The organism is Terriglobia bacterium (assembly GCA_020072785.1).
Taxonomy (GTDB): domain Bacteria; phylum Acidobacteriota; class Terriglobia; order Acidiferrales; family UBA7541; genus Acidiferrum.
Genome location: JAIQGG010000002.1, coordinates 170,665 through 194,301 on the forward strand (window position 1 = coordinate 170,665; position 23,637 = coordinate 194,301).

Sequence of the window (23,637 nt, forward strand, 5' to 3'; positions counted from 1 at the left end):
CAATCCATTGTTGACCCTTGCCGAACTCGTCGACCGCTATTGCGCCCTCGCCGGCGCCTTCGGCACGCCCGTGCCTCTCTCTGCCTTCGCTCTCTCCCCCGGCGAAACCGAGCGCCTCTTCTCCTCCTGCGACGAGGACTACCACATCAGCCGCTTCTTCCACTTCACCGAGTCCAACGGCGACTCCTACGCCATCAACGGCATCCCCGCCACCCACGTCCGCATCGACGAAACCATCTCCGTCATCCTCTAGCCGGACCTTGCGGCACACCTCCTCCTGCTGCGCGCGGAGCGTGCCTGGCAATTACGTTTACGATTGGCGAAGAATTGTTCTCAGGCCGGCACGGCTCGCTGAAAGCGCTGCGCCAGCTTATGGTGCTCGTCCAGAAGTTCCTTCGGCAGGCGTTCGCCGAACTTTGCAAGAAACTGCCTGGTGTCCGCGAGCTCCGGCTCCCAGTCCGCCGGATTCACGCGCAGCAGTTCATCCACGGCGCCATGCGCGAGCGCCAGGCCGTCCAGTGTCAGCGCGCTGCGCGCCGGCACATAGCCGATCGGCGTCTCCTGCGCTTCGCCGCGTCCCTCCACGCGCTCCAGGATCCACTTCAGCACGCGCACGTTTTCTCCGAACCCCGGCCACAGAAACTTCCCGCTGGTGTCCCGCCGGAACCAGTTCACGTGGAAAATCTTCGGCGCGTGCGGGATGCGCCTGCCCATCTCCAGCCAGTGCCCGAAATAATCCGCCATGTTGTAGCCGCAGAAGGGCAGCATGGCCATGGGGTCACGCCGCACCACGCCCACCGCGCCCGTTGCCGCCGCCGTCGTTTCCGAAGCCATCGTCGCGCCCACGAACACCCCGTGCTGCCAGTCAAACGATTCGTACACCAGCGGCGCCATCCGCGCGCGCCGCCCCCCGAAAATGAACGCCGAGATCGGCACGCCTTCCGGCGATTCCCAGTTCGGCGAGATGCAGGGCGATTGCTGCGCCGGCACGGTATAGCGTGAATTTGGATGCGCCGCCGGGCCCTGCGACGGATCCCACTTCTTTCCCTTCCAGTCGATCATTCCCGCCGGCGGCTCGCTTTCGATGCCTTCCCACCACGGCTCGCGCTCCGGCGTCAACGCCACGTTGGTGAACAGCGCATTCTTGCGGATCGCATCCATCACGTTGGGATTGGTGTGCTTCCCCGTTCCCGGCGCCACCCCGAAAAATCCCGCTTCCGGGTTGATGGCCCGCAGGTAGCCGTCCGCTCCGATCTGCATCCAGCTGATGTCGTCGCCCACCGTCCACACCCGGTAGCCCTGGCCTTCCAGCGCCGAGACCATCATCGCCAGGTTCGTCTTCCCGCACGCGCTCGGAAACGCCGCGGCCATGTACGTCACTTTTCCGTTGGGCGCTTCCAGCCCCAGGATGAGCATGTGCTCCGCCATCCAGCCCTGCTCCCGCGCCATCACGCTGGCGATGCGCAGCGCCAGGCATTTCTTCCCCAGCAGCGCATTCCCCCCGTAGCCCGATCCCACGCTCCAGATCAGCTTTTCCTCGGGGAAGTGCATGACGAAGCGCCGCTCGGGGTTCACGTCCAGCAGCGCGTGCAGTCCCGGCACGAATTCCGGGGAGCTCCCCAGCCGCTCCATGGCCACCTTGCCCATGCGCGACATGATGCGCATGCTGGCCACCACGTATGCGCTGTCCGTGATCTCCACGCCCACCTTGCTGATCGGCGAGCGCGCCGGCCCCATGATGTACGGCACCACGTACATCGTGCGCCCGCGCATCGACCCGTCGCACAGCGCAATCATCTTCTGCTTCGCTTCTTCCGGCGCCATCCAGTTATTGGTCGGTCCGGCGTCTTCCCGCTTCCGCGAGCAGATAAACGTCACCTGCTCGGTGCGCGCCACGTCGTTGGGGTTGCTGCGGTGCAGGTAGCAATGCGGGTAAGTCTTGGGGTTCAGCTCCAGCGTGTCCCCCTCGCGCACCATCTCCGCGAGCATGCGCTCGTTCTCCTCCCCCGAACCGTCGCAGAAAACGATGTGTTCCGGCTTTGTCAGTCGCGCGGTTTCCTCTACCCAGCTTTCAAGAGGGGTGCTCACGGGGGCCTCCCTGGCCATGGGATGCGGCCTCGCCAGGCTTCACGCACGCGATGGTGGTGTGGTTGCTAGATTAGCCTGGCGGGCAGTGCGTTCATTTTAACGCACCAGTGTACGGTAGCCCTTCGCCCGATGGCAAGAATTCCATCTCTCTTTTTCGGGAATGGTGCAACGCCTCGTCCGGGCTGTGGCGAAGCGGCAAACTCCCCGCCATTTTCCGGCGGTTTCGCCCTGGGTGGTATCATCTACTCATGTACGCGCAGAAACTGGCCGTGGATGTCGTCATTGCAGGGAAGCGGCGCCCCTGCCCGCTCGAGTGGCTGGATCAATTCTGCATGCGCAACTTCACCAATGCCGCCGAGTTCGATGACACGCTCCCCACCGCCGAAGGCCGCGTGGAAATCAGCTTCCGCACTACACCGGAGCGCTTTGCCGCGGCCTTCTCGGCATGGCTCACGCAGCGCGGCAAGGGCCATGGCCAGCCCGTCGAGGTCCTCGCCACCCTGCAAGCTGCCTCCTAAATTGGAAAAAATTCAGTAAGCGCCGTCATTTCGAGCGAAGCGCGATTCTTGTGCGCATTTTGCATCCCGGTGGTTTGTACCGGGGCGCTTCGAATGCTCTTACGGAGCGGGAAATCTCTCTTCGCTTTCCGCCACCGGTTCCGCCTTCCCGCGCCCTATCCCGCCGCTTCCTTCCGGAACGCCGCTATTTTTGCCCGGATCTGCGGCAGCGCGCGCATGGCCGCGGCTTCGCCGGCGGCCACCAGTTCCGGCGTTTGCGTGAAGTCATCCCACACGAATGGGCTCACGTCCGGCTCGATCAGCACGTCCGCCTGCTGCCGCCACACCAGGTCCGCATGCCCCTGGATGATATTGAACGACCGGCTGATGACGTCGCCCACCGTCCGTGCATTTGCCACGTTGCCGGCTTCCAGATACACCGCGATGACAATGTCCGCGCCGAGCAGCAGCGCGCCTTCCACCGGTACCGGCGCTGCGAGGAATCCGTCCACCAGCGTGCGGCCTTCGTACTGCACCGGCACGAACAGCCCGGGGTAGGCGCAGGAGCCGCGCATCGGCGGCCCGACCGGGCCGCGCGTGTAATACGCCGCCACTCCGGCGTTCAGATCCGTCGCCGCGATCGCAAACGGGGTGACCATCTCCTCGAACGTGCGCACCGACGTCAGCCGCTCCAGATACGTTTCCATGCGTTTGTTGGTGGCCAGGCCCAGCCACGAGGGTGTCCAGCGCCCGAAATCCGCAAACGTCGTCTCGCGGGCGATCCGTTCCATCTCCTCCAGCGGCGTTCCCGCGCAGTACACCGCACCGAGCAGCGAGCCCACGCTGGTCCCGGCCACGCAGTCGATCGGAATATTCGCGGCGCGCAGCACCCGCAGCACCCCGATGTGCGCGATCCCCCGCGCAAATCCCCCGGAAAGCGCCAGGCCGATGCGCGGGCGCGCGCGTTCCGGCTCCTCCTCGGGAGTGCCGAACGTGCGCACCCTGTCCGCCGCCCCGCGCAGCCAGCCGATTGCCGTATTCACTTTGCGTGCCAGCATCCTCCCTAAACTCTATCGTGACGCGGGCCCTGAAGCGAGGTATCGTTTGACCCGGGGATATCGGTTTTGTAACCTGCCCTGTCACGCAGATCCCGGGAGAAACCCTGCCATGAAACGTCGCATCGAGAAGGCCGTAGTTCTGGGCGCGGGCACCATGGGTTCGCGCATCGCCGCGCATCTGGCCAACGCCGGATTGCCCTGCATCCTCCTCGATATCGTGCCCCCGGATCTCGCTCCCGGCGCGCCGCCCGCCGAGCGCAACCGCATCGTCCGCGCCGGCCTCGACGCCGCCAGGAAATCGCGCCCCGCCGCCTTCTTCCATCCCTCTTTCGCCGAGCGCATTGCCATCGGCAATTTCGATGACGATCTCGCCCGCTGCGCCGAAGCCGATTGGATCATCGAAGTCGTCGCGGAAAATCTGGAGATCAAGCGCCAGCTCCTCGCCCGCGTCGCCCAGCACCGCAAGCCCGGCGCCATCGTCTCCACCAACACCTCCGGCCTGCCCATCCACCTCATCGCCGAAGGCCTTCCCGAGGAGTTTCAGCAGCATTGGGCCGGCACGCACTTCTTCAATCCTCCGCGCTACCTCAAGCTCGTCGAGCTCATCCCCGGCCCCAAAACGCTCCCCGCCGTCCTCGAAACCCTCGGCGATTTCTGCGACCGCCGCCTCGGCAAGGGCGTCGTCGTCGCCAAGGACACCCCCAACTTCATCGCCAACCGCATCGGCACCTTTTCCATGCTCAACGCCCTGCGCCTCATGGCCGCGCTGGGCCTGACCGTCGAGGAAGTGGACGCCTGCACCGGCCCGGCCGTCGGCTGGCCCAAGTCCGCCACCTTCCGCACCGCGGACATCGTCGGCCTCGATGTCCTTCTCCACGTCGTCAAAAACATCTACGAAAACATTCCCCACGACGAATCTCGCGAGAGCTACCGCGTTCCCGCGCTCCTCGAAGAGATGGCCCGCCGCGGCATGCTTGGCGACAAAACCGGCAAGGGTTTCTACCAGCGCGTCAAAAAAGACGGCTCCAGCGAAATCCTCACCCTCGACGTCAACACCCTCGAGTACCGCCCCAAGCAGAAGGCCAGATTCGCCTCTCTCGAACTGGGCAAGTCCATCGAGGACACCCGCGAGCGTCTGCGCGCGCTGGTGACCCCCATCCTCGCCGCGCAGCCCGCCGACAAGGCCCAGAAATTCATCTGGGGCGGACTTTCCGAGATGTGCCTCTACGCGGCGCGCCGCGTCCCGGAAATTTCCGACAGCCTCGCCGACGTGGACCGCGCCATGCGCTGGGGCTTCGGCTGGGAACTCGGCCCCTTCGAGCTGATGGACGCCATCGGCGTGCGCGCCTTCGCCGGGCAAATCGAAAAGGAAGGCCGCTCGCTCCCCCCGCTCCTCAGCAAACTGCTCGCCTCCGGCCGCGACTCCTTCTACACGACGGAGAAGGGCAAAACGGCCTGCTTCGATCTCGCCAGCGCCGCCGCCAGGCCCGTCGCAGAGCCGCCGGGCATCCTCATCCTGAAATCACTGAAAGACGCCAGCCGCGAAGTGGACCGCAACGCCGGTGCCAGCCTCATCGACCTCGGCGACGGCGTTGTCTGCTGCGAATTCCACGCCAAGATGAACGCCATTGGCGGCGACCTGGTGGCCATGTTGCACAAGGGCGTGAAACGCCTGGAAACCGATTTCGACGCCATGGTCATCGCCAACCAGGCCATCAATTTTTCCGTGGGCGCCAATCTCATGCTGGTTCTCGTCGCCGCCCAGGAGCAGGAGTGGGACGACCTGCACCTCGCCGTCCGCCAGTTTCAGAACGTCAATCTGGCCCTCAAGTACGCTCCCAAGCCCGTCGTCGCCGCTCCCCAGGGCATGGCCCTCGGCGGCGGCTGCGAGATCAGCCTGCACGGCGCAAAGATCCAGGCCGCCGCGGAAGCCTACATCGGCCTCGTCGAGGCCGGCGTCGGCCTCATCCCCGGCGGCGGCGGCACCAAGGAAATGCTGATCCGCGCCAACGAACACGCCGCGGGTGGCGAGGACCTCGACCTCTTCCACGCCCTCAAGCCCGTCTTCGAAACCATTGCCATGGCCAAGGTCGGCACCAGCGCCGAGGAGTGCCGCTCGCTCGGCTTTTTGCGCCCCGCCGACGGCGTCTCCCTGAACCGCGACCGCCTCGTGGCCGACGCCAAGGAAGCCGCGCTGGCCCTCGTCCGCACCGGCTATCGCCCCGCTGCGGCCACCCCCGCCGAAGGCGCCGCCGCAACGCAGATTCGCGTCCTCGGCGAACAGTTCCTCTCCGGCGCCAAGCTCGCCATTCACATGCTTCTGCGCGGCGGCTACGCCAGCGAGTACGACGCCCACGTGGCCCGCAAGCTCGCGCACATTCTCGCCGGCGGCGCCTTGAGCGTTCCGCAACTCGTCAGCGAACAGTACGTCCTGGATCTCGAGCGCGAAGCCTTCGTCTCCCTCTGCGGCGAGAAAAAGACCCAGGAACGCATCGCCCACACCCTGAAAACCGGCAAGCCCCTCCGCAACTAATGTTGTGTTGCGCAGATACCTGGCAATAGTTCCCAGCCTGGAATTGCTCGCATGGCTTAGGAAGTCGCTGTAGGGGCGGGGCTGGCCTTGCCCCCCGACAGCAGTCGGGGCCCCGCCCGCTCTGCAGTTATCCCCGAAAAGTTGCAATCCATCCTTCTCGCACGCCCATTGAAACTATCTCTCCCTTCTTCTCCGCGTACCCTCTGCGTTCTCTGCTTCTCTGCGTTATCTTCTTCTTTCCTGGGCACAGGCTCTGAGACATATAAAAACGTATTGAGTATACGACTCAATATGTCGTAATATGTGCTTTCTGGCGGACCGGAGAGTGCCATGAACCTGCTTTCGCCGCGCGACGCGGCGCGCATCCTGGGTGTCAGCTATCCCACGCTCAAGCAGTGGATCTACAAGAAAAAGATCCGCACCGCCAGGACCCCCGGCGGGCACCACCGCGTCCCGGAAAGCGAAATCGACCGCCTGCTCCCGAAAAAACTGGAGCGCGGCGGCCTGCGGCATCGCCGCGGCGCGTTTCGCCGCATCAGCGGCCGCAACCAGCTCAGCGGACGCGTTCTCGAAGTGAAATACGACGGCCTGCTGGCCCAGGTCACCCTGGCTATCGGCGAACAGCGCATCACCGCCATCATCACCGCCGACGCCGCCCGCGAATTGCGCCTCAAGCCCGGCGAGCGCGCCGCCGCCCTGGTCAAAGCCACCGAAGTCATGATCCTGCGCACCTGACTTTTTCCGGAGAATAAATCCACCGAGCCTGGGGAGTTTTATGAAATCGTCAACGCACCGTCAGCCTGCAGCGGCAACTCCTTCTCGGCTCCTGGCGCCATTCCCTTGTCATTCCGGGCGCAGCCGAGCTCTCTCTTTTCGCCTCATCACCGCTGGCCTGTCTTTCTTCCTGGCAGCGAGCGTCCTCCGCGCCGCCGGCATCACCGTCGCCGCCGCCTCCGACCTGAAGTTCGCGCTGCCGGAAGTCGCGGCCAAGTACGAGGAACAAACCGGCAACCAGGTCAGCATCACCTATGGCTCCTCCGGAAATTTCTATGCGCAGATTCAGAACGGCGCGCCCTTCGATCTGTTCTTCTCCGCGGACATGGACTACCCGCGCCAGCTCGAGGCCGCCGGCCTGGCCGAGCCCGGCACACTCTACCAATACGGCGTCGGCCGCCTGGTCCTCTGGGTCCCCGCAAATTCTCCGGTGGATGTGGCCCGGCGCGGCTGGGATGCGCTTCTTGATCCCGCCATCCGCAAAATCGCCATCGCCAACCCCAGGCATGCGCCCTACGGCCAGGCCGCGGTCGCGGCGCTGATGAGCGCCGGCATCTATGACCAAGTCGCAGCCAAGCTGGTCTACGGCGAAAATATTTCGCAGGCGGCGCAGTTTGTGGAGTCCGGCAACGCCGATGCCGGGCTCCTTGCCCTGGCCCTGGCGCTCTCTCCGCACCTGCAGCAAGCCGGAAAATTCTGGAGCGTTCCTGCCGGCGCGCATCCCCCGCTCAAGCAGGCTGCCGTCGTACTCAAGTCTTCCCCCAATAAAGAGGCGGCCCGGGCCTTTCTGGAATTCGTGAAGAGCCCGGCAGGCCGCGCGCTGCTCGAGAAACACGGTTTCTCGTTTCTTGCGCAGGCTGTCCCGCCCGCAAAAACGCCATGAATCTGCAAGCGCTCCTGCTCTCGCTGCGCCTGGCGGCGGTTGTTTCCGTCCTCCTGCTGGGCATCGGCCTGCCGCTCGCGGCCTGGCTGGCCTTTGGACGCTGGCGCGGCCGTTTTCTCCTGGAAGCGCTGGTGGCCCTGCCCCTGGTTCTCCCCCCGACCGTGCTCGGCTTTTATCTGCTGGTGATCATGGGGCCGCGGACGCCGTTCGGCCGGCTCTGGCAGGCGTTGTTCGGGCACGGCCTGGCCTTCACCTTCCAGGGGCTCGTCGTCGGATCGCTGCTCTACAGCCTGCCGTTTGCCGTGCAGCCGCTGGTCAGCGCGTTTCGCGGCGTGGACCGCGCGCTGCTCGATGCCTCGTTCGTCCTCGGCGCCTCGCGCCTGCGCACCTTTCGCCGCGTGATCCTGCCGCTCTCCTTTTCCGGCCTGCTGACCGCGCTCGTCTTGAGCTTCGCGCATACCCTCGGCGAATTCGGCGTGGTGCTCATGGTGGGCGGCAATCTCCCGGGCATTACCCGGACGGTGTCCATCGCCATCTACGATTCGGCGCAGGCGCTGGACTACGGCGCAGCCAACCGCCTGGCCCTGCTCCTCCTCCTGCTGTCCTTTTCCTCTTTGTCCGTGGTGTATGCGGTGAACCGCCGGGTGTGGTCGCCGTGGAGCCCGCGATGAGCTCTGCTGCGCTCAGCGCCCGCGTCCGCCGCGCGCAGCGCCGCCGCGGCGCGAACCCCTTCGTTCTGGAGGTCTCGCTGCGGATCGAGCCCGGCTTCACGATTCTTTTCGGGCCGTCGGGGGCGGGGAAGTCCACGCTGCTGGACTGCATCGCCGGACTCGCGCGCCCGGACCAGGGCCGCATCGCCGCGGGCGATCTGCTGCTCTTCGATTCCGAGACGCGCACGAATCTGCCGCCGCAGCAGCGGCAACTCGCCTACGTCTTCCAGACCCTGGCGCTCTTTCCGCATCTCACGGTGGAAGAAAACGCCGGCTACGGCCTCGCGCATCTGCCGGAAGAGCAGCGCCGCGCGCGGGTGGGCGAAATTCTGGAAAGCTTCCGGGTCGCCGGGCTGGCCGCGCACAAGCCCGGGGAAATTTCCGGCGGCGAGCGCCAGCGCGTGGCCCTGGCGCGCTCGCTGGTGACCTCGCCGCGCGTGCTGCTGCTGGATGAGCCGCTCTCCGCGCTGGACGCCGCGGTGAAAGCAGAAATCCTCGCCGACCTGCGGGCCTGGAATGCGCAGCGGCGCCTGCCGATTCTGTACGTCACGCACAACCGCGAAGAAGTGGACGTTCTCGGCGAGCGCATGATCGTGCTGGAGGAGGGCCGCGTGGTGGCCCAGGGCCCGCCCCGCGAAGTGCTGGAAGCGCCGCGGCGGAAGCGCCTGGCGCAGGCCGCGGGCTTCGAGAATTTCCTCGCGGCCACGGTGCTGGATCTGCGCGAAACGGACGGCGTGATGCGCGTGCGCCTGGAGGGCACGGCGGTGGAGTTCGAGGTGCCCCTGGCCCATGCCACGCCGGGTGACCGCGTGCAACTGGCCATCCGCGCGGGGGATATCCTGCTGGCCACGCAACGCCCCGCGGGGCTGAGCGCGCGCAACGTGCTGCCCGGGCGCATCGCCGCGCTGGAGGAGCGCGGCGCGCTGGTGCGCGTGCAGGTGGATTGCGGCGCGCGCTTCCTGGTGCACGTCACGCCGGGCGCGGTGCGCAGCCTGCGGCTGGCCGTGGAGCTGCCGGTGTGGGTCGTGGTGAAGACGCACTCCTGCCATCTCGTCGAGGAGTGAGCGCGCCTCTCCCGGAAGGAAACGCGGCTGTTCACGATTTCGGCTTGGCCTTGGGCGGCACGGTGGCGAAACGCACTTCTTCGGCCACCAGCGCCAGGCCCTTGGGCGTGGCGTGAACCACCACGCGGTCGCCCAGCGCCAGATCCTGCAGCTTGGCGGGTTGGCCGTCCTTCAGAAAGACGGTAGCGGGGCCGATAGTGACCTCGAAGGTTTTGCCGTTCTTGGCTTCGACCACGAGGGAGTCGGCGCTGATCTTCACCACGGTTCCCAGGATGTGTTTTTTGGTGTCGTGCGCCAGCGCAAGAGATGCGCACGCGAGAGAAATTGCGATCAAGAGCAGAGTGGTGCGTTTCATAGGACCTCTCCCGGCGGCGCCCTGCGGCATGCCCGGCGCAAACAAGCCCGCCCCTGCATTCTATCTAATGATGGTGCATCTCCATTTCGGGTGAAGGGCTTGCGCCCTTCAGGAAATCTTCCTCTTCCTGTTCTTCGGCGCGGTCTTCCGCGGTCTTGGGATTGTTGCGCTCCATCTCGGCGCGTTCCGCGGGGGTGAGTTGCGGCAGATGGCGGAGGAAGCGCACGAGCTGCCAACTCTCTTGCTGCTCGCCGGGCTCCGAAAACGCGGGCATGCCGGTGAAGCGCACGCCGTTTTCGATGATCCAGAAGAGCTCGCCGTCGGAGAGGTTCTGCGTGGCGGCGCTGCGCAGGTCCGGCGGCTTGGGGTAGAGGCCCTGGCCGTAAGGCGTGTCGCCGCTGCCGTCGTTGGCGTGGCAGGCGGCGCAGTGGTCGGCAAAGTGCAGCAGGCCTTCGCGCATGGCTTCCGGCGAGACCGGGACGGGATTCGCCAAAGTCCGGGCATTCGCAGGGAAGGCAAGATGGCGGACGTTGCGCGCCAGGGCGGTTTCCAGGCGCGTGGGCGTGGCGCGGGCGCTCAGGCCGTGGTGGAGGATCTGCCGGGCCGTCCACGCAGCCGCGGCCAGGAGCACTAGCAAGAGGATAAGGATGAGACGTCGGCGAGTCATGATGTGTGCCTCATCTTAGCCGAGGTGGTGCGGAGTGCGCCACCGGGGAAGGGGCAGGGGTGAAAAAGTAACAGGGTGGACCCTCCCCCCACCCCCGTTGTTTTTGTAAGAATATCAAACAAAAAGAGTTGCGGTAGACAGGTGGGAAAGAGTATCAAACGAAAAGACTTGAAGATGTTTGTTTGCATATTCTTGCAGAGGAGTTTGCAAGTGATGATTCTGAAGAGGTTGCGGAGTGGTTTTGCGGAAGTGCGGATTCTGCAAGGGTTAGCGGGCGAGGGGTGCGGCGCGCGAAGTGGCTGCTGCGTAATCACACTACATGTTAGCACAGTAGTACATGCACTTCAAGAGGTGATTGGGCGGAATTGGCCGGGGGGAGGCGGGGCATTCGAATGAGATTGTGCGCGGCATTGCCAGGTGCAGAAAAAACCGCACCCTTTTCGCGGACGAAAAGGGTGCGGCACCCAGTTCCTGCCGACTCGTCAAGGGATTGCCACCCGCCAGGTCAGCCGGGGACGCGCAGAAAAACATAGCGTCCCATGGGGGGCGCTCACCTAAACCGATATGCTCAGCGACAGAAGGTCCTATCGCTTACGCTGTCGACCGGGCTTCTGCGAACTGGCCCCTTGATTCAACGCTTCAACGCCAGCGCTGCACATCCCTTTGTAATCGCAAGTCTTGCATTTGACTATAGAAGACTGCGCCGGTAGATCACCCACGCGAAGAGCGTGGGCAGCATGGGTCATCTTTTTCTTCACGTCGTCAATGAACTCGGCATCAACCGACCGCGGCTTGCGTTTCCCTTCGTCCAGCTCGTATATCTCGACGTAGTCAGCCGGCCTTCCGGTCAGCTCTTGGTACCCGAGCGCATAGATATGAAGCTGCGTCTCCGTGACTTCCTCCGCCTGGGCCCGGCCGCTGGATTTCAAGTCGACTATCGTTGTTTCGCCAGTATCGATTCTGCGGACCAGATCGATTCGGCCAACGACGCTAACCCCGTCTTCCAGGCCAATTTCGATCTGTTTTTCGGAGAACTCAATATTCTTAAAATCGGCCTTGTTGTCGCGGATATAGCTTTGGACCACTTTCTTTGCTGCGGCTTCGAGATTGTCTTTGAGGGACTGATAAGCGTATGGCGTGTGCAAATGCCGGTCAACCAGCGTACCAACCTCTTTCTCTTTGACAAACTCGCCACGCAGCGCGCGGGAGTGGATTTCAGCCAGCACATTGTGGAGAGACCGCCCATAGCCGAGCGCCTCGTGAATCGGAGCATTGAACCCATACAGGATCCGGAGCTTGAACTGGTACGGACACTCGAAGAAATACTTGATATCCGAGAAAGAAAAGACCACGTTCTCAACGCCTCTTCGCGGCGTGGGAGCAAGCCGCTTGCGACTCGAATAGTCCGGTAGGCGGCGCTTCACATATTTGGAAACCAGAATGTCGTTCCAAAACTCGGAGGCAATGCGATATCGGTTGTTCTTTCCGGAGATGGGAGCCCAGGTCATGTGAAGGAATTTTTGGCTCCTTGTCATGGCTACATAGAAGAGACGCCTTTCGTCCTCAATGCTTCCGTCATAACGTGACTGGCATTTGATTCCAGGTTTAGGAATCAGATGCCATACGTTTCGACCGCCGTGTGCAGCCGATGGAAAGCGGTTTCTCAATAGTGCTGGAATGAAAACTGCCGGCCATTGCATCCCCTTTGCCTGATGGATGGTCATAATCCTGACAGCGTCGGGATTCGCATATTGGTTTTCTTGCCATCCCTCCGAGTAGGCGGTTTGCGCACGGTATTGGAGGAAGTTTGCAAACGTCGCGTATTTCTCTTTCGGCTGCGAGTGATAATGGATCGTCTCGAAATCCGAGATGAGTTGACTGAACTTGCCCAAGTTGTAAAACACAACTTCTCCTCGACCATTAGGCACGCGCTCTTCGCGAATTCCAGCCTCGTCGAGGAATGTCTGAAATGTTCGCTGGATCGAGTAGAAGCTGAAGCGCTCAGTCGGGTTATCAAAGGACTCGCGAAATGTCTGCACGTTTTCGATGGCGTGTCGGAGATCCCCCGCTGATATTCCCAATCCTGCAGCCGTCCATGAATCTTCTAGTTGGGAAGCATCCAAGCGGCCAGCCATGAAATAAAAAAGCGCTCGCGCAGCCTGCGCCTCCGCCGTACCGAATAGATTATTCATGCCGACGACCAGGTACGGTATTTTCGCTTGACTCAGGGAACGCGTGATGGGCTCTCCATTTGCTCCCACGCTTCGAAGGAGAACGGCCATATCGGACCATGCGATGCCGCGTTCTTTCCCGTCTTCTTTGATAACCACGCCGCGTAGTTCGTGCATCGTGCGGGCAATATATGCGGCCTCGGACTCCGGACTATTAAAAGACATGGCAATAATGTCGCCACGCTGGCATGTCTGTGCAGGAGTTGGCTGCATTTTCTTTGGCAGGCGGTCTTTGTTTTGCTCTATGAAAGCCCGAGCGGTTTCCACGATTCCGGGGCTCGAACGGAAATTATCTTCGAGACGGATCTGCTTGGCCTTTGGGTAACGCTTGCTAAATGTAAGAATGTTTCCCACATCGCTGCCGCGCCATTGGTAGACAGTCTGATCGTCATCTCCGACAACGCAGACTGTAGCGCCTAGGTCATGGAGATTCCTGACGATGGCTTCCTGCACTGGATTCACGTCTTGATACTCATCGACAATAACGTGCTTAATTCTTTGTGAAAGGCGCTCACGAATCGCTCGATCTCTTCTAAGTATTTCCACCGCCGTAGACATGATCGACGAGTAGTCAAAGAAGTGCGTCTCGTCGAGTAGGTTTGCATATGACTGCAATCCCTGGACGACCGAACATGTCGAAAGCTGTCTTGGATTGGTTTCATCCTCCCGCAGGATGCCCAATGCGCTGATATACAGGGGCGTGTCCTTGTAACGAGCCAACGTCCGGGATGCCAAATCAGTGGAGGTAGTGAGCCCGCTCCTTCTGCTGTGACGGTCCACGAAGAGCGATTGTTGAACCTCATTGAGTACATCGTACTTGAGATATTTGGGGACCTCGGTCATGAGCAAATCCAGACAGAACGAATGGATGGTTCCGACAAACATTTCTGCCATGGCGAGTATATTGCCCAATTCTTCGCGGCACCTCGCATCGATTCGGTCCTTCAGCTCCGCCGCCGCTTTGTCCGTGAAAGTAAATGCAACAACATTCCTCGGTGCTAGCCCTGTCTGGGCGCCCGCTTTCAACAGGTTGGCGATGCGCCGGGCCACAACCTCCGTCTTCCCAGACCCGGCGCATGCAATGATCTGTAAATTGCCATCTTTGTGGCCAATCGCCCGAAGCTGCGATCGCGTGAATTCCATGTCTCAACCCCTAGCTCGATACTCGTCTTCTCAGCGCCTGATCCGCAGTCAGCGTTTGCTTGGGTGGGGCAGAGGATGCACGCTGCGGAATGGATTGCTTGGTGGGCACGGGCGGAGTATATCAGTCGAGCAAGGCGTTTTGCAGACAGGAGACGGGGTGCCTGCCGACTCATCAAGGGGTTGTCACTGGCCGAGCTCCCAACCAGGTCGGGATAAATTCCGCCGGCATCTACATAATCGGGAAGAAAATGTGTTTTTTCGCAACCTGTTATAGGTAGTGCTGGAGAAGCCATGGTGTACCAGGTCATGTCGATTGCAGGCGCCCTGACGAGTCCCGCGCTCAGCGTTCTGGCTTACCGGGGTTGGGCGAAGCACGCCCGAAAAGAGTTGGCGCGCTGGCGCAGCGTTGTGGGTATTTTGGCGATTGTAACCACGTCCCTAAGCTGGCTGGCTCTCGTTATTCCCGTCGCCCTTTATCCGATGGGTTTCCACACCAATTTCATTACAAGCGATCGGGCAGGCATAATGCTGCGTCTGTCAGTAGCGGGAATACCTCTCGCTTTGGCATTGAGAGGGGCTTCGCGAGTTCAAGCACTTCTGGGCGCTCTTCTGATCGTTGGACTCTGGCTCGCAAGCGGGGTCCACTAGCAGGCTGCTGAAAAACCCCCAATCGTGTCATTCCGAGGAGCCGCAGGCGACGAGGAATCTGCTTTTTTCTTGGTTTTTTTGCAAAAAGCAGATCCCTCGCTGCGCTCGGGATGACCGTAAAAGGACTTTTTCAGCACCCTGCTAGTGAATCATTTTTCTATTCCGACAGGCGGCCGAGTGGCACTCAGTGTGGGAGCACATCGGTGATGGGCTTTCCCGCCTGGGGAACAGCGGCCGCGTAATCTTCCCCCAAGAGGGCCGCCAGCGTGGCGGCAATCTGATTCTGGGTGACCGGCGCAATTTGGGAACGTTCGCCGAGAGCGGGTGTGTCCGGACCAAGAAAAGCCATCCAGATGTATTTGGAATCCGGGATTTTCCGGCCATGGTCGCGCCATTGATGAGGAGCCTTTCCCCGGCCATGGTCGGGAGAAAAAATGAGAGTGGTATTGCCGCGGTATTCGGGCATGGATTGCACCAGCTCCCAGAGGGATTGCAAGTAGGAGTCTACCCGGCGGGCAGAATCCAGATAATCCGCGTATCTTCCCGCGTGCGCCCAATCGTCCGTTTCGCCAAGCGAGAGATACAAGATGCGCGGCTTTTGCGCCTTCAGATATTCTTCCGCGGTGTAAAAGGGGAGGGCATCGAAAGGCTCATCGTCCCACACATGGGGTATCTCGGCCTTGAGGCTATTCAAGAGTTCGAGTTTGGGCGTACTAGGGATGGAGGTGAAGGGATCAAAGCCAGCATCGACGGTGAGTTTGGAGCGTTGGGGATTGAATACCAAAGCGATCACATCCCACGCGCCGAAGGCTGCGATATCGCCTTGAAAGGAAGGGCGATTTTTCAGCCATTCCAGAACCGTGATGTTGGGATTGGGAACCTTATCGTTGGTGTCGATACGGGGATCGGCAAAACCGCAGAGGGTTTCGCTGTAGCCCGGATAGGAGAACCACAAGCCATTGGTGACGTAGGCGTCAGAGCCTTTCCCGCGATTCCCGAAGATTTGACCCTGCTTGGCCATCACTCCCCAGACAAATGGCAAGAGCGCTTCGCGGCGCGCTTCGGGAGTCTCTCTCCAGTAGGCTTTCCGCAGCGCGGCTTCGCCGGCAACCTGGCCGTTTTTCTTGTTCATCAGGGATTTTTCCGAGCCCGAGAACACTTCCTGCCAGCGCAAGCCGTCCGTCATTACAAAGATGATGTGCTGGGTCTTGTGACCGGCCGGAACCTGGGCGCAGAGCGGCGAGGCGGCGCAGAAGAGCGCACAAAGAATGGCCAGAACCATACGGAGAGAAGAATTCACAGAAGGATTCCTCAAGGCTCTCGCAAACCGGAAGCCACCACACACTTTACAAGAGAATCCCAGTATTGGCGCTTTTTTCCGGGGCGGGTGGGAGAGGGGATGGCACCAAAATCGGGCGGTCCGAGTGTCGTCCCCATCAAGCTCCCTGTTTAGGGCAAGCTGTCACGGTCTCGAAGCGGTCGCCGAAGTACCGCCGATTGATCCACAGGGCGACGTTGACCAGAGAGATCAGGACGGGTACCTCCACGAGCGGTCCGATCACGGCCGCGAAGGCCGCTCCGCTGTTGATTCCGAAAGTCGCGATGGCCACCGCGATCGCCAGTTCAAAGTTGTTCGACGCCGCAGTAAAGGAGAGCGTCGTGGATTCGGCGTAGGTTGCACCCACGCGCGCGCTCATCCAAAAAGAAACGAAAAACATCACGACGAAGTAAATGGTCAGCGGGAGGGCGATGCGAACGACGTCGAGCGGCAAGCGAACGATCATTTGCCCCTTGAGCGAGAACATCACCACGATGGTAAAAAGCAGGGCGATGAGGGTAAGCGGGCTGATCTTTGGAATGAAGCGGGAGTGATACCACTCCTTGTCCTTCACGCGAGTGAGCACAAACCGCGTTAGAAAACCCGCGAGGAAGGGAATGCCAAGATAAATGAAAACGCTCGATGCGATGTCGCGAATGGAGATGTTCACCCGGATTGCGCTCATCCCCAACCACCGCGGCAACACGGCGAGGAAGAAATACGCATAGGCGGAGAAGAACAGAACTTGAAAAATGGAGTTGAAGGCCACCAGGCCGGCAGCGTACTCACGATCGCCCCGGGCCAGGTCGTTCCATACGATTACCATGGCAATGCACCGCGCGAGGCCTATCAATATCAGCCCCGTCATGTACTCCGGCTTGTCGCGGAGAAAAAGAATTGCCAGCGTGAACATGAGCAGCGGCCCGATGACCCAATTCTGAATCAGCGAGAGGGCCAACACCTTCCGGTGGCTGAACACCCGTCCCATCTCTTCATACTTCACTTTGGCGAGTGGCGGATACATCATGAGGATGAGTCCGATGGCGATCGGGATGGAGGTCGTTCCCACGCTGAAACGGTTTAGAAAGGGAACGATTCCGGCCACCAAGTAACCCGCCGCGACGCCTCCGACCATCGCCGCGAAGATCCATAGCGTCAGAAATCGGTCCAGGAAAGAAAGCCGGGAAGTACTCTGAGCATTTGCCATCTTGTTTTGGCCAATTCTCCTTACGATTCTATCTGGCTCGCCACATCTCCGCCGATACGGGCGCCGCGGGCTATTCCGGACAGTTCAGGCTCCACCGAAACCTCAATATGGCCTTTCTCACGCCGAACCCGCAGAGGCGGGTCGCAAATCCATTCGGGGCAAAGCCGCTGGCGGAGGCGCCTTGCTCAAGCGCACGAACTTCTGAGGCATGCAGCAAGCCTTGACCAGGCGGGCGCGGTCCTGCTGCATGGCACGGTCCTCGGCAAGCCGCCGCTGGACTTCTTCCAGAATCCGGGCTGCTGCCGGGTCGCTGGGAGGGACGATGCGGTAGTGCATCCAGCGGCCCTCGCGGCGCGCCGCGACGATTCCGGAATTGCGCAAGTACGCAAGGTGGCGGGAGATCTTGGGCTGGCTGGTCTTCAGCACCTCGACGAGATAGCAGACGCAGATTTCCTGGCCGTTCATGAGGTGCAACAGGCGCAGGCGCGTGCGGTCCGCCAGGACGCGGAACAGGTTTTCCATGGTCAGAGATCTTTGCTTTTTGGCCACCGGCTTACCCGGCCGCATAACATATATGCCTGTACAGATGTATCTGTCAAGAGCATTTGCAAATTATGTGGATAGGCGAATATGTTCTGGCGGCGGCGGGCGACATTTTGGGGAAGGGAAGCGGAAGGCGGTGGCGCGGCTAGCGCGGATGGCCGGCGGGGATGAGGTAGAGAGGGCGCTGGCCGGCGGGGAGGGAGGCGGCTTTTTGGAGCTGGGCGTCGTCGAAGGCGCCGACGGGGACAGCGCCGAGGTTGAGGGTCACGGCCTGCAACAGAAGATTTTCGGCGGCGTGGCCGGCTTCGATGTGCACATAGCGGACCGCGCGTTCTTTGCCGTACTTTTTGGCGGTGCGCTCGTAGACGGCGGCGATGAGGAAAACGGCGGGGGCCTGCAGGACGGGCGGCTGCTCGAGTGCGGCGCGGTACAGGGCGGGGCGCAAGTCGCCCTCGGCGTGCTTGCGCAGGCGGTGGAGCTGCGGATCGTAGTGATAGAAGCCCGCGGCGGTGGCCACGTAGAGCTCGAGGGGATACAAGGCTCCGGCGGAGGGGGCGGTGCGCAAGCCCTCGGGATGCGTGATGCCCTGCGCGGCCCAGAGAAGCTGGGAAAGTTCCTGCGCGGTGAGCGGCGTGGTGGAAAACTCGCGCACGGAACGGCGCCGCGCCAGCGCTTCTTCCAGGGAGATGCGCCCGGTGCGCGCGGGTGCGGGCAGAGCGATCTCGCTCGCAGATTCAACCAGAGTCTTGCTGCGTGGCACTTGGCCTCCATTTCCGGCCGGCAGGAGACAGGCCAGGGTGACCGCCAACCCGGCTGCCATCCGATATGGCTTGTGGAACACAGCTTATTCCTTCCCGGCATCTTTTCCGGGAGGTTTCCCGCCCCCGCAGTTTTCCGCGGTTGCAACCATTGCCGAGCTTTTGGTTTCTAAAACCGAAAGACGATGCCCGTTGAGACGCGTGCGTTCTTCTTGTCCGTTATGCCCTCGAAGCGTGTCAGCAGCCAGTCGGCTTGAACAAACCGCACGGCCATGTTGTTGTTGACCTTCACGTCCAGGCCACCACCCAGGGCCATAGAAAACCCATTGAAACTGACACCGTCTGAAGCGTGGGCCCCTCCAAACAGAGCGTGCACGAAAGGAGTCACTCTTTCGGACTGGCGTGCGGTGAGGACGGGACCGAACATATAGGTGTGGAACTTGAGGCCCGACTTGTAAGCGCCGCTGAAATCAGCCGTCAGGCCAAACCAGTGGTTCATGTTGCCCGTGATCGAGGCGTTCCAGCCATGGGCATTGAGGGTTGGTTCCAGATGCGTGTACTGATAGCCGCCAAAAAGTTCTACTTTGGGGTGGTCTTGCGCGACCGCCGGCAGGCAGAAGAGCCCCGCAAAAACCACAGATAGCATGAACTTGTGCATTGTTATTCTCCTCAAATCTCGAATGAGGCGTTACGGTGGAACGCTTCGCATTTGGTAAAGCAAGTACCGCGCTGAGTAGCGGTTGAAGCTGAAGATGACCGCACACGCCCCTTTTTTAGGAGCAAGATGATTGCCATAGCCAGGCCAAACGCATCTCCCTAGGATGGAATGAAATATGAAGGGTGAGTCAATTGACGCAAGTAAAAAATATGTGGAATGGCGTACAACTGTGTAAAAAACCGTAGTCTTGTGGGATATGGCGCATCCTGGTATTAGACTCGTTTGTTCGGATTTTTTCCTTATAGCGTTGCTCTCCGAAAAAGACATACCACTACGGCACTTAATCGCGGAGTGCTGAGCGTCGCGCGAGGCAAGCGAGTGTAAAATACTGCGCCGCCCGGGGACGCGGGCATGAGATAATTAGTTGTGAGCGAAAATCCACAAATCATTCAAGGCGGGATGGGAGCCGGCGTATCCAGCTGGCGGCTGGCCCGCGCCGTATCCAAACTCGGACAACTGGGCGTGGTTTCCGGAACGGCGCTGGATCAGATCCTGGCGCGGCGCCTGCAGGACGGCGATCCCGGCGGGAACATCCGCCGCAGCCTCGATCAGTTTCCTTTCCCGGAGATGGCCGAGCGCATCTGGAAGAAATATTTTATTTCCGGCGGCAAGGACGAGAAAGCGCCGTACCAGGCCGTGCCCATGCACGTGAAGGACGGCCCGCGCGAGGCCAGGGAACTGTGCATCGTAGCCAATTTTGTCGAAGTTTTTTTGGCGAAGGAAGGCCACGACAATCCCGTAGGCATCAACTACCTGGAAAAAATTCAGATGCCGCACCTGCCCTCGCTCTATGGCGCGATGCTGGCGTGTGTGGGTTACGTGCTGATGGGGGCAGGCATGCCGCTGAAGATTCCCGGAGTGCTCGACCGCCTGGCGAACCACGAGCCGGCCAGCTACTCCCTGCATGTGGCCGGAGCGCAGGAGGGCGACGACACGATAATGACTTTCGTGCCGCGGGAGTTCATGGAGCGCGATCTGCCGCCGCTGCCGCGTCCGAAGTTTCTGGCCATCATCGCCTCGAACACCCTGGCGACGACCATGGTGAAAAAGGCCAACGGCCGCGTGGACGGATTCGTCATCGAAGGGCCGACGGCCGGCGGGCACAACGCGCCGCCGCGCGGCAAGCTGCAGCTGGACGCCGAGGGCGAAGCGATTTACGGCGAGCGCGACAAGGTGGATTTGGCGAGGATCCGCGAGCTGGGCCTGCCTTTCTGGCTGGCCGGGGGTTACGGAACGGCGGAGGGGCTGCGCAGCGCGCTGGCGGAAGGCGCCGCGGGCATTCAGGTGGGCACGGCATTTGCCTTTTGCGAGGAGTCCGGGCTGAAGGATGAATTCAAGTACGCCCTGCTGGAAAAGGCCAAGGCCGGGCAGGCGCGCGTGGTCACCGATTCGGTGGCCTCGCCGACGGGATTCCCATTCAAAGTGGCGCGCCTGCAAGGCACGATCTCCGAACCGGACGTCTACGCGGCGCGGGCGCGCATCTGCGACCTGGGCTATCTGCGCGAGGCCTACCGGACCGAGGCGGGCGCGATCGACTACCGCTGCTCGGCCGAGCCGGTGAGCATCTATGTTTCGAAGGGCGGCAAGCAGGAAAATACGGTGGGCAAGAAGTGCCTCTGCAACGCGCTGATGGCCACCATCGGGCAGCCGCAGGTGCGCGCCGGCAAGCACATCGAAATCGGCGTGGTGACCAGCGGCAACGACCTTACGGATGTCGCGCGCTTCCTGCGGCCCGGCAGGAGCTCCTACACCGCCGCGGATGTGCTGGCGGAACTGCTGCAGAGCGGCGTGCCGGCGGAATCCAACCTGATCAAGACCGCGGCCGAAGTCTGATTCGGCCGGGCGTCCGCGCCCCGCGGCGCTGCGCGGAAAGTTCGCCTGGTAGCCAGCCCCGCGACAAAAGCCTCGCGCAATTTTCCCATCTTAGACAAATCGTGCGCCGACGTGCGCCCGTTCGTCGCGTGGTGTGGTGTGGCTAGTGCGTTCCGCCGAAGGCCCGGGCGGTCTCGATGAGGAACCGAAGAATAGGAAAAAAAGAGATCAGTCCGGTAATAAATAGCAGTACAGACCCCCTGCACCCTGCCCTTCAGTACAGCTAACTTTCGGAACTTACACGGGTTATACATAGAGAACCGAAAGGCGGGAGAAGTGCATAGTAGCAGCCAGAAGATTCCTGCCTTGGCGGGACCATGAGGCTTGATCTGTTACGCGTAGGGCTCACGCGGCGCGGCGCACAGGCAACCGGCGGGCGCCCCGGGCTCATCAAAACGCGAAACAGCAGTTGCCGGATCGCAGGATCAGCTGCCCAGCCGATTCTTTGTAGATGATGCGGAAAATCATGGGTGTACCCAGACCATCCAAACGGGGAGAACGAGACAGCAATGAAGAAAAGGAAGAAGTCCCTTGCTTTTGCTCTGGTGATTCTGGGGATGCCGCTGCTGTGGACGCCGCGGCTGCGGGCACAGGCCCCGGCAGCCAGCGGGCCAACGGCAAAAGAAAAGCAGGACCACGGCTTCACACTCGTGGAATCGTTCGAGGGCAGTTCGAACGCCGACGGGCAGATCATGAGTTTCACTTCCGCCGCGGGCTATATGTTCAACAAGCATTTCGCAGTGGACTTGGGAATCCCGGTCGATTTTGACCGCGTGCAGACGACCACTCTAACCGGCACCACAACGACGACCAGCACAGGCCTTGGCGATGCCTTCACCGCTGTGCATTTCAGCTTCAAGAATCCGGTGGTGAACTACGGCTCCACGCTCACGGCCACGGTGCCGACCGGCGACAGCAGCAAAGGCCTGAGCACGGGGCGCGCCACGTTCGACTGGAGCAACACCTTCTCGCGCGACTTCGGCCGCTGGACGCCCTTTCTCATCGCCGGCGCGGGCAACTCGCTCCTCAATACGGGGGCCTTTCACCGGCCGTACCTGACCCTCGGCAAAGTGGCGCACTTCGAGGCCGGCACCTCGCTGGACCTCGGGCACTCCTTCAGCGTCAGCGCTTCGCTCTATGACGTCGCGCCCTGGGGCACGCAGAAGATGTACAGCCGCATGGTGACACGATCCGCACCCGTGCCCACGGGCGCCGGCGCGCATGGCCGCGCCTACCAGACCAGCCCGGTGACTTCGGGGGGCGCCGACCTGGTGCGCGATAACGGCTTCAACGCGGGGCTGGACTTCAGTCCGATGAAGTATCTGGACCTGGGAGTCGCCTATAGCCGCAGCGTCCACCTGAGTCTCGACACGTTCTCTTTCGGCGTGGCCTTCAATCTCAGCCCGTTGTTCCACGGAGGCAGACGCCGCTAGCGTTGCGCGATTTCGATGATTTCGGTTCCCTCGGGTAAATCCGACAAGGAGGAAAGCAGCATGAAACGTTCGATCGCAATAGCAATCACTCTGGTCGCCGCTCTGTGGTTCGGCACCACACCCGCACTGGCTCAGGGCGGCCGTCCGGCTGGAAGTCCAGGCGGTGGCATGAGTCACCCGGGCGGTGGCATGGGTGGCCCGGGCGCCGGTATGGGTGGCATGGGTGGCGGGTCAAACGGCTCCATGGGCCGTGACGCCGGCGTCCCGGCCAACCACGGCAGCAGCCATGCGGCCGCCAGCTCACCGGACACGGTGCTGAGCCGCAACAGCAAGCTGGACAGCACTTTGACCGCGAACTTGCAGTCCAAGGGCCTGCTGCCCAAGGGCACGGACCTGAAAGACGCTTGCTCCGGCTTCAAGAACCTCGGCCAGTGCGTTGCGGCCATTCACGTCAGCCACAACCGCAACATCTCCTTCGATTGCCTGAAGGCCGACATGACCGGGCAGGCTCCGGCTGCGGGCTCGACCTGTCCGGCGGGCACCGGCTCGAGCAAGATGAACCTGGGCAAGGCCATCCAGACGCTGGACCCCCAGGCTAACGCCAAGTCGGAAGCGAAGCAGGCGAGCAAGGCAGCGAACGCCGACATCAAGGAATCCGACACGGATACCGGCTCCGGCTCGTAGCTGCTGATCGCGGAGCGCCTAGTCGTCTCCGCATTTCCAGGCCGTCAGGGCCCGGCTACTACCGGGCCCTGACGGATTCCTGCGTTCTTCTAGATGTGTGACCGCGAAGCGGTCAACTGCACGCGTGACCGCAAAGCGGTCAACTGTTTCTCCCCCCCAAGAGGTCCTTAAGACGTCCTCATAGCGCAGCCCGCGCGTTTTCCGTGCGGTCTCTGGCTGGCGGTTTGCGGAGCGTGGATGGCGCGGCGCAAGCGAGCGGAAACCGTGGCAGGGCGCTTGTTTTCCAGGAGCAAGAAGAGAGAACGGGCGGCCAAGAGGCCCGCGGGGAAGCGCCTCGGCGGCTCGCAGGCCCCTTCGCGAAAGCTTCGCCGGGGGCCGGGGGAAAATCCGCTTGACAGGCCCGGAGGGGCGGCGTAGCATCGCCGACAAACTAAACGTTTGTTTGGTAAACCG

Annotated in this window: 20 protein-coding genes; 10 read left to right on the forward strand and 10 right to left on the reverse strand. The window is 61.9% G+C overall.

Annotated elements, in window-relative coordinates:
- Window positions 1-10: 10 nt before the first annotated feature.
- A complete protein-coding gene (locus LAN61_04040; GenBank protein ID MBZ5539674.1) occupies window positions 11-253 on the forward strand; it encodes a hypothetical protein in 243 nt (80 codons plus the stop codon).
- Window positions 254-333: 80 nt separating this feature from the next.
- Here LAN61_04040 and LAN61_04045 read toward each other — a convergent pair whose 3' ends face one another.
- The gene (locus tag LAN61_04045; protein MBZ5539675.1) at window positions 334-2,106 is read right to left on the reverse strand and encodes a phosphoenolpyruvate carboxykinase (GTP); all 1,773 of its coding nucleotides are present in this window, start codon (window positions 2,104-2,106) and stop codon (window positions 334-336) included.
- Between the two features lie 230 nt (window positions 2,107-2,336).
- Between LAN61_04045 and LAN61_04050 the strand changes: the two genes are divergently transcribed.
- Complete coding sequence (locus LAN61_04050; GenBank protein ID MBZ5539676.1) at window positions 2,337-2,606, forward strand: hypothetical protein; 270 nt, start codon at window positions 2,337-2,339, stop codon at window positions 2,604-2,606.
- A 155-nt stretch (window positions 2,607-2,761) separates the two neighbouring features.
- On the opposite strand, the gene LAN61_04055 is transcribed toward LAN61_04050, so the two are convergent.
- Entirely contained in the window at window positions 2,762-3,643 is an 882-nt protein-coding gene (locus LAN61_04055; protein ID MBZ5539677.1) for a patatin-like phospholipase family protein, read from the reverse strand.
- 109 nt (window positions 3,644-3,752) lie between these two features.
- Here LAN61_04055 and LAN61_04060 point away from each other — a divergent pair, with 109 nt between their 5' ends.
- The 5 genes from LAN61_04060 (at window position 3,753) to modC (ending at window position 9,607) form a co-directional block, all read left to right on the forward strand.
- A complete protein-coding gene (locus LAN61_04060) occupies window positions 3,753-6,176 on the forward strand; it encodes an enoyl-CoA hydratase/isomerase family protein (GenBank protein ID MBZ5539678.1) in 2,424 nt (807 codons plus the stop codon).
- 330 nt (window positions 6,177-6,506) lie between these two features.
- Window positions 6,507-6,911, forward strand: coding sequence for a helix-turn-helix transcriptional regulator (locus LAN61_04065; protein ID MBZ5539679.1), 405 nt, complete (start codon window positions 6,507-6,509; stop codon window positions 6,909-6,911).
- Between the two features lie 40 nt (window positions 6,912-6,951).
- Complete coding sequence (modA, locus tag LAN61_04070; GenBank protein ID MBZ5539680.1) at window positions 6,952-7,833, forward strand: molybdate ABC transporter substrate-binding protein; 882 nt, start codon at window positions 6,952-6,954, stop codon at window positions 7,831-7,833.
- A complete protein-coding gene (modB, locus tag LAN61_04075; protein ID MBZ5539681.1) occupies window positions 7,830-8,504 on the forward strand; it encodes a molybdate ABC transporter permease subunit in 675 nt (224 codons plus the stop codon). Before modA ends, modB begins: the two co-directional genes overlap by 4 nt.
- Complete coding sequence (gene modC / locus LAN61_04080) at window positions 8,501-9,607, forward strand: molybdenum ABC transporter ATP-binding protein (GenBank protein ID MBZ5539682.1); 1,107 nt, start codon at window positions 8,501-8,503, stop codon at window positions 9,605-9,607. Before modB ends, modC begins: the two co-directional genes overlap by 4 nt.
- A 31-nt stretch (window positions 9,608-9,638) precedes the next feature.
- On the opposite strand, the gene LAN61_04085 is transcribed toward modC, so the two are convergent.
- From LAN61_04085 to LAN61_04120, 8 genes are all read right to left on the reverse strand, one after another.
- The gene (locus LAN61_04085; protein ID MBZ5539683.1) at window positions 9,639-9,962 is read right to left on the reverse strand and encodes a DUF5666 domain-containing protein; all 324 of its coding nucleotides are present in this window, start codon (window positions 9,960-9,962) and stop codon (window positions 9,639-9,641) included.
- A gap of 64 nt (window positions 9,963-10,026) precedes the next feature.
- Window positions 10,027-10,629 carry a c-type cytochrome gene (locus tag LAN61_04090; protein MBZ5539684.1) on the reverse strand — a complete coding sequence of 201 codons (603 nt, stop codon included), beginning with the start codon at window positions 10,627-10,629 and terminating at the stop codon, window positions 10,027-10,029.
- 584 nt (window positions 10,630-11,213) lie between these two features.
- Window positions 11,214-14,003, reverse strand: a complete 2,790-nt coding sequence (locus tag LAN61_04095; GenBank protein ID MBZ5539685.1) for an ATP-dependent helicase — start codon at window positions 14,001-14,003, stop codon at window positions 11,214-11,216.
- 832 nt (window positions 14,004-14,835) lie between these two features.
- Window positions 14,836-15,933 (reverse strand): LTA synthase family protein, encoded by a 1,098-nt coding sequence (locus LAN61_04100; protein MBZ5539686.1) that lies wholly within the window; start codon window positions 15,931-15,933, stop codon window positions 14,836-14,838.
- A 154-nt stretch (window positions 15,934-16,087) separates the two neighbouring features.
- Window positions 16,088-17,176 (reverse strand): ACR3 family arsenite efflux transporter, encoded by a 1,089-nt coding sequence (gene arsB / locus LAN61_04105; protein ID MBZ5539687.1) that lies wholly within the window; start codon window positions 17,174-17,176, stop codon window positions 16,088-16,090.
- A 117-nt stretch (window positions 17,177-17,293) separates the two neighbouring features.
- Window positions 17,294-17,743, reverse strand: coding sequence for a metalloregulator ArsR/SmtB family transcription factor (locus tag LAN61_04110; GenBank protein MBZ5539688.1), 450 nt, complete (start codon window positions 17,741-17,743; stop codon window positions 17,294-17,296).
- 121 nt (window positions 17,744-17,864) lie between these two features.
- Entirely contained in the window at window positions 17,865-18,539 is a 675-nt protein-coding gene (locus LAN61_04115) for a SagB/ThcOx family dehydrogenase (GenBank protein ID MBZ5539689.1), read from the reverse strand.
- A 107-nt stretch (window positions 18,540-18,646) separates the two neighbouring features.
- Window positions 18,647-19,135, reverse strand: a complete 489-nt coding sequence (locus LAN61_04120; protein ID MBZ5539690.1) for an outer membrane beta-barrel protein — start codon at window positions 19,133-19,135, stop codon at window positions 18,647-18,649.
- Between the two features lie 459 nt (window positions 19,136-19,594).
- On the opposite strand from LAN61_04120, the gene LAN61_04125 reads away from it, so the two are divergent.
- The 3 genes from LAN61_04125 (at window position 19,595) to LAN61_04135 (ending at window position 23,184) form a co-directional block, all read left to right on the forward strand.
- Window positions 19,595-21,028: a nitronate monooxygenase gene (locus tag LAN61_04125; protein ID MBZ5539691.1), complete on the forward strand. Its 1,434-nt coding sequence runs from the start codon at window positions 19,595-19,597 to the stop codon at window positions 21,026-21,028.
- 548 nt (window positions 21,029-21,576) lie between these two features.
- Window positions 21,577-22,500: a hypothetical protein gene (locus LAN61_04130; protein MBZ5539692.1), complete on the forward strand. Its 924-nt coding sequence runs from the start codon at window positions 21,577-21,579 to the stop codon at window positions 22,498-22,500.
- A gap of 60 nt (window positions 22,501-22,560) precedes the next feature.
- Window positions 22,561-23,184, forward strand: coding sequence for a hypothetical protein (locus LAN61_04135; protein MBZ5539693.1), 624 nt, complete (start codon window positions 22,561-22,563; stop codon window positions 23,182-23,184).
- Window positions 23,185-23,637 lie beyond the last annotated feature (453 nt).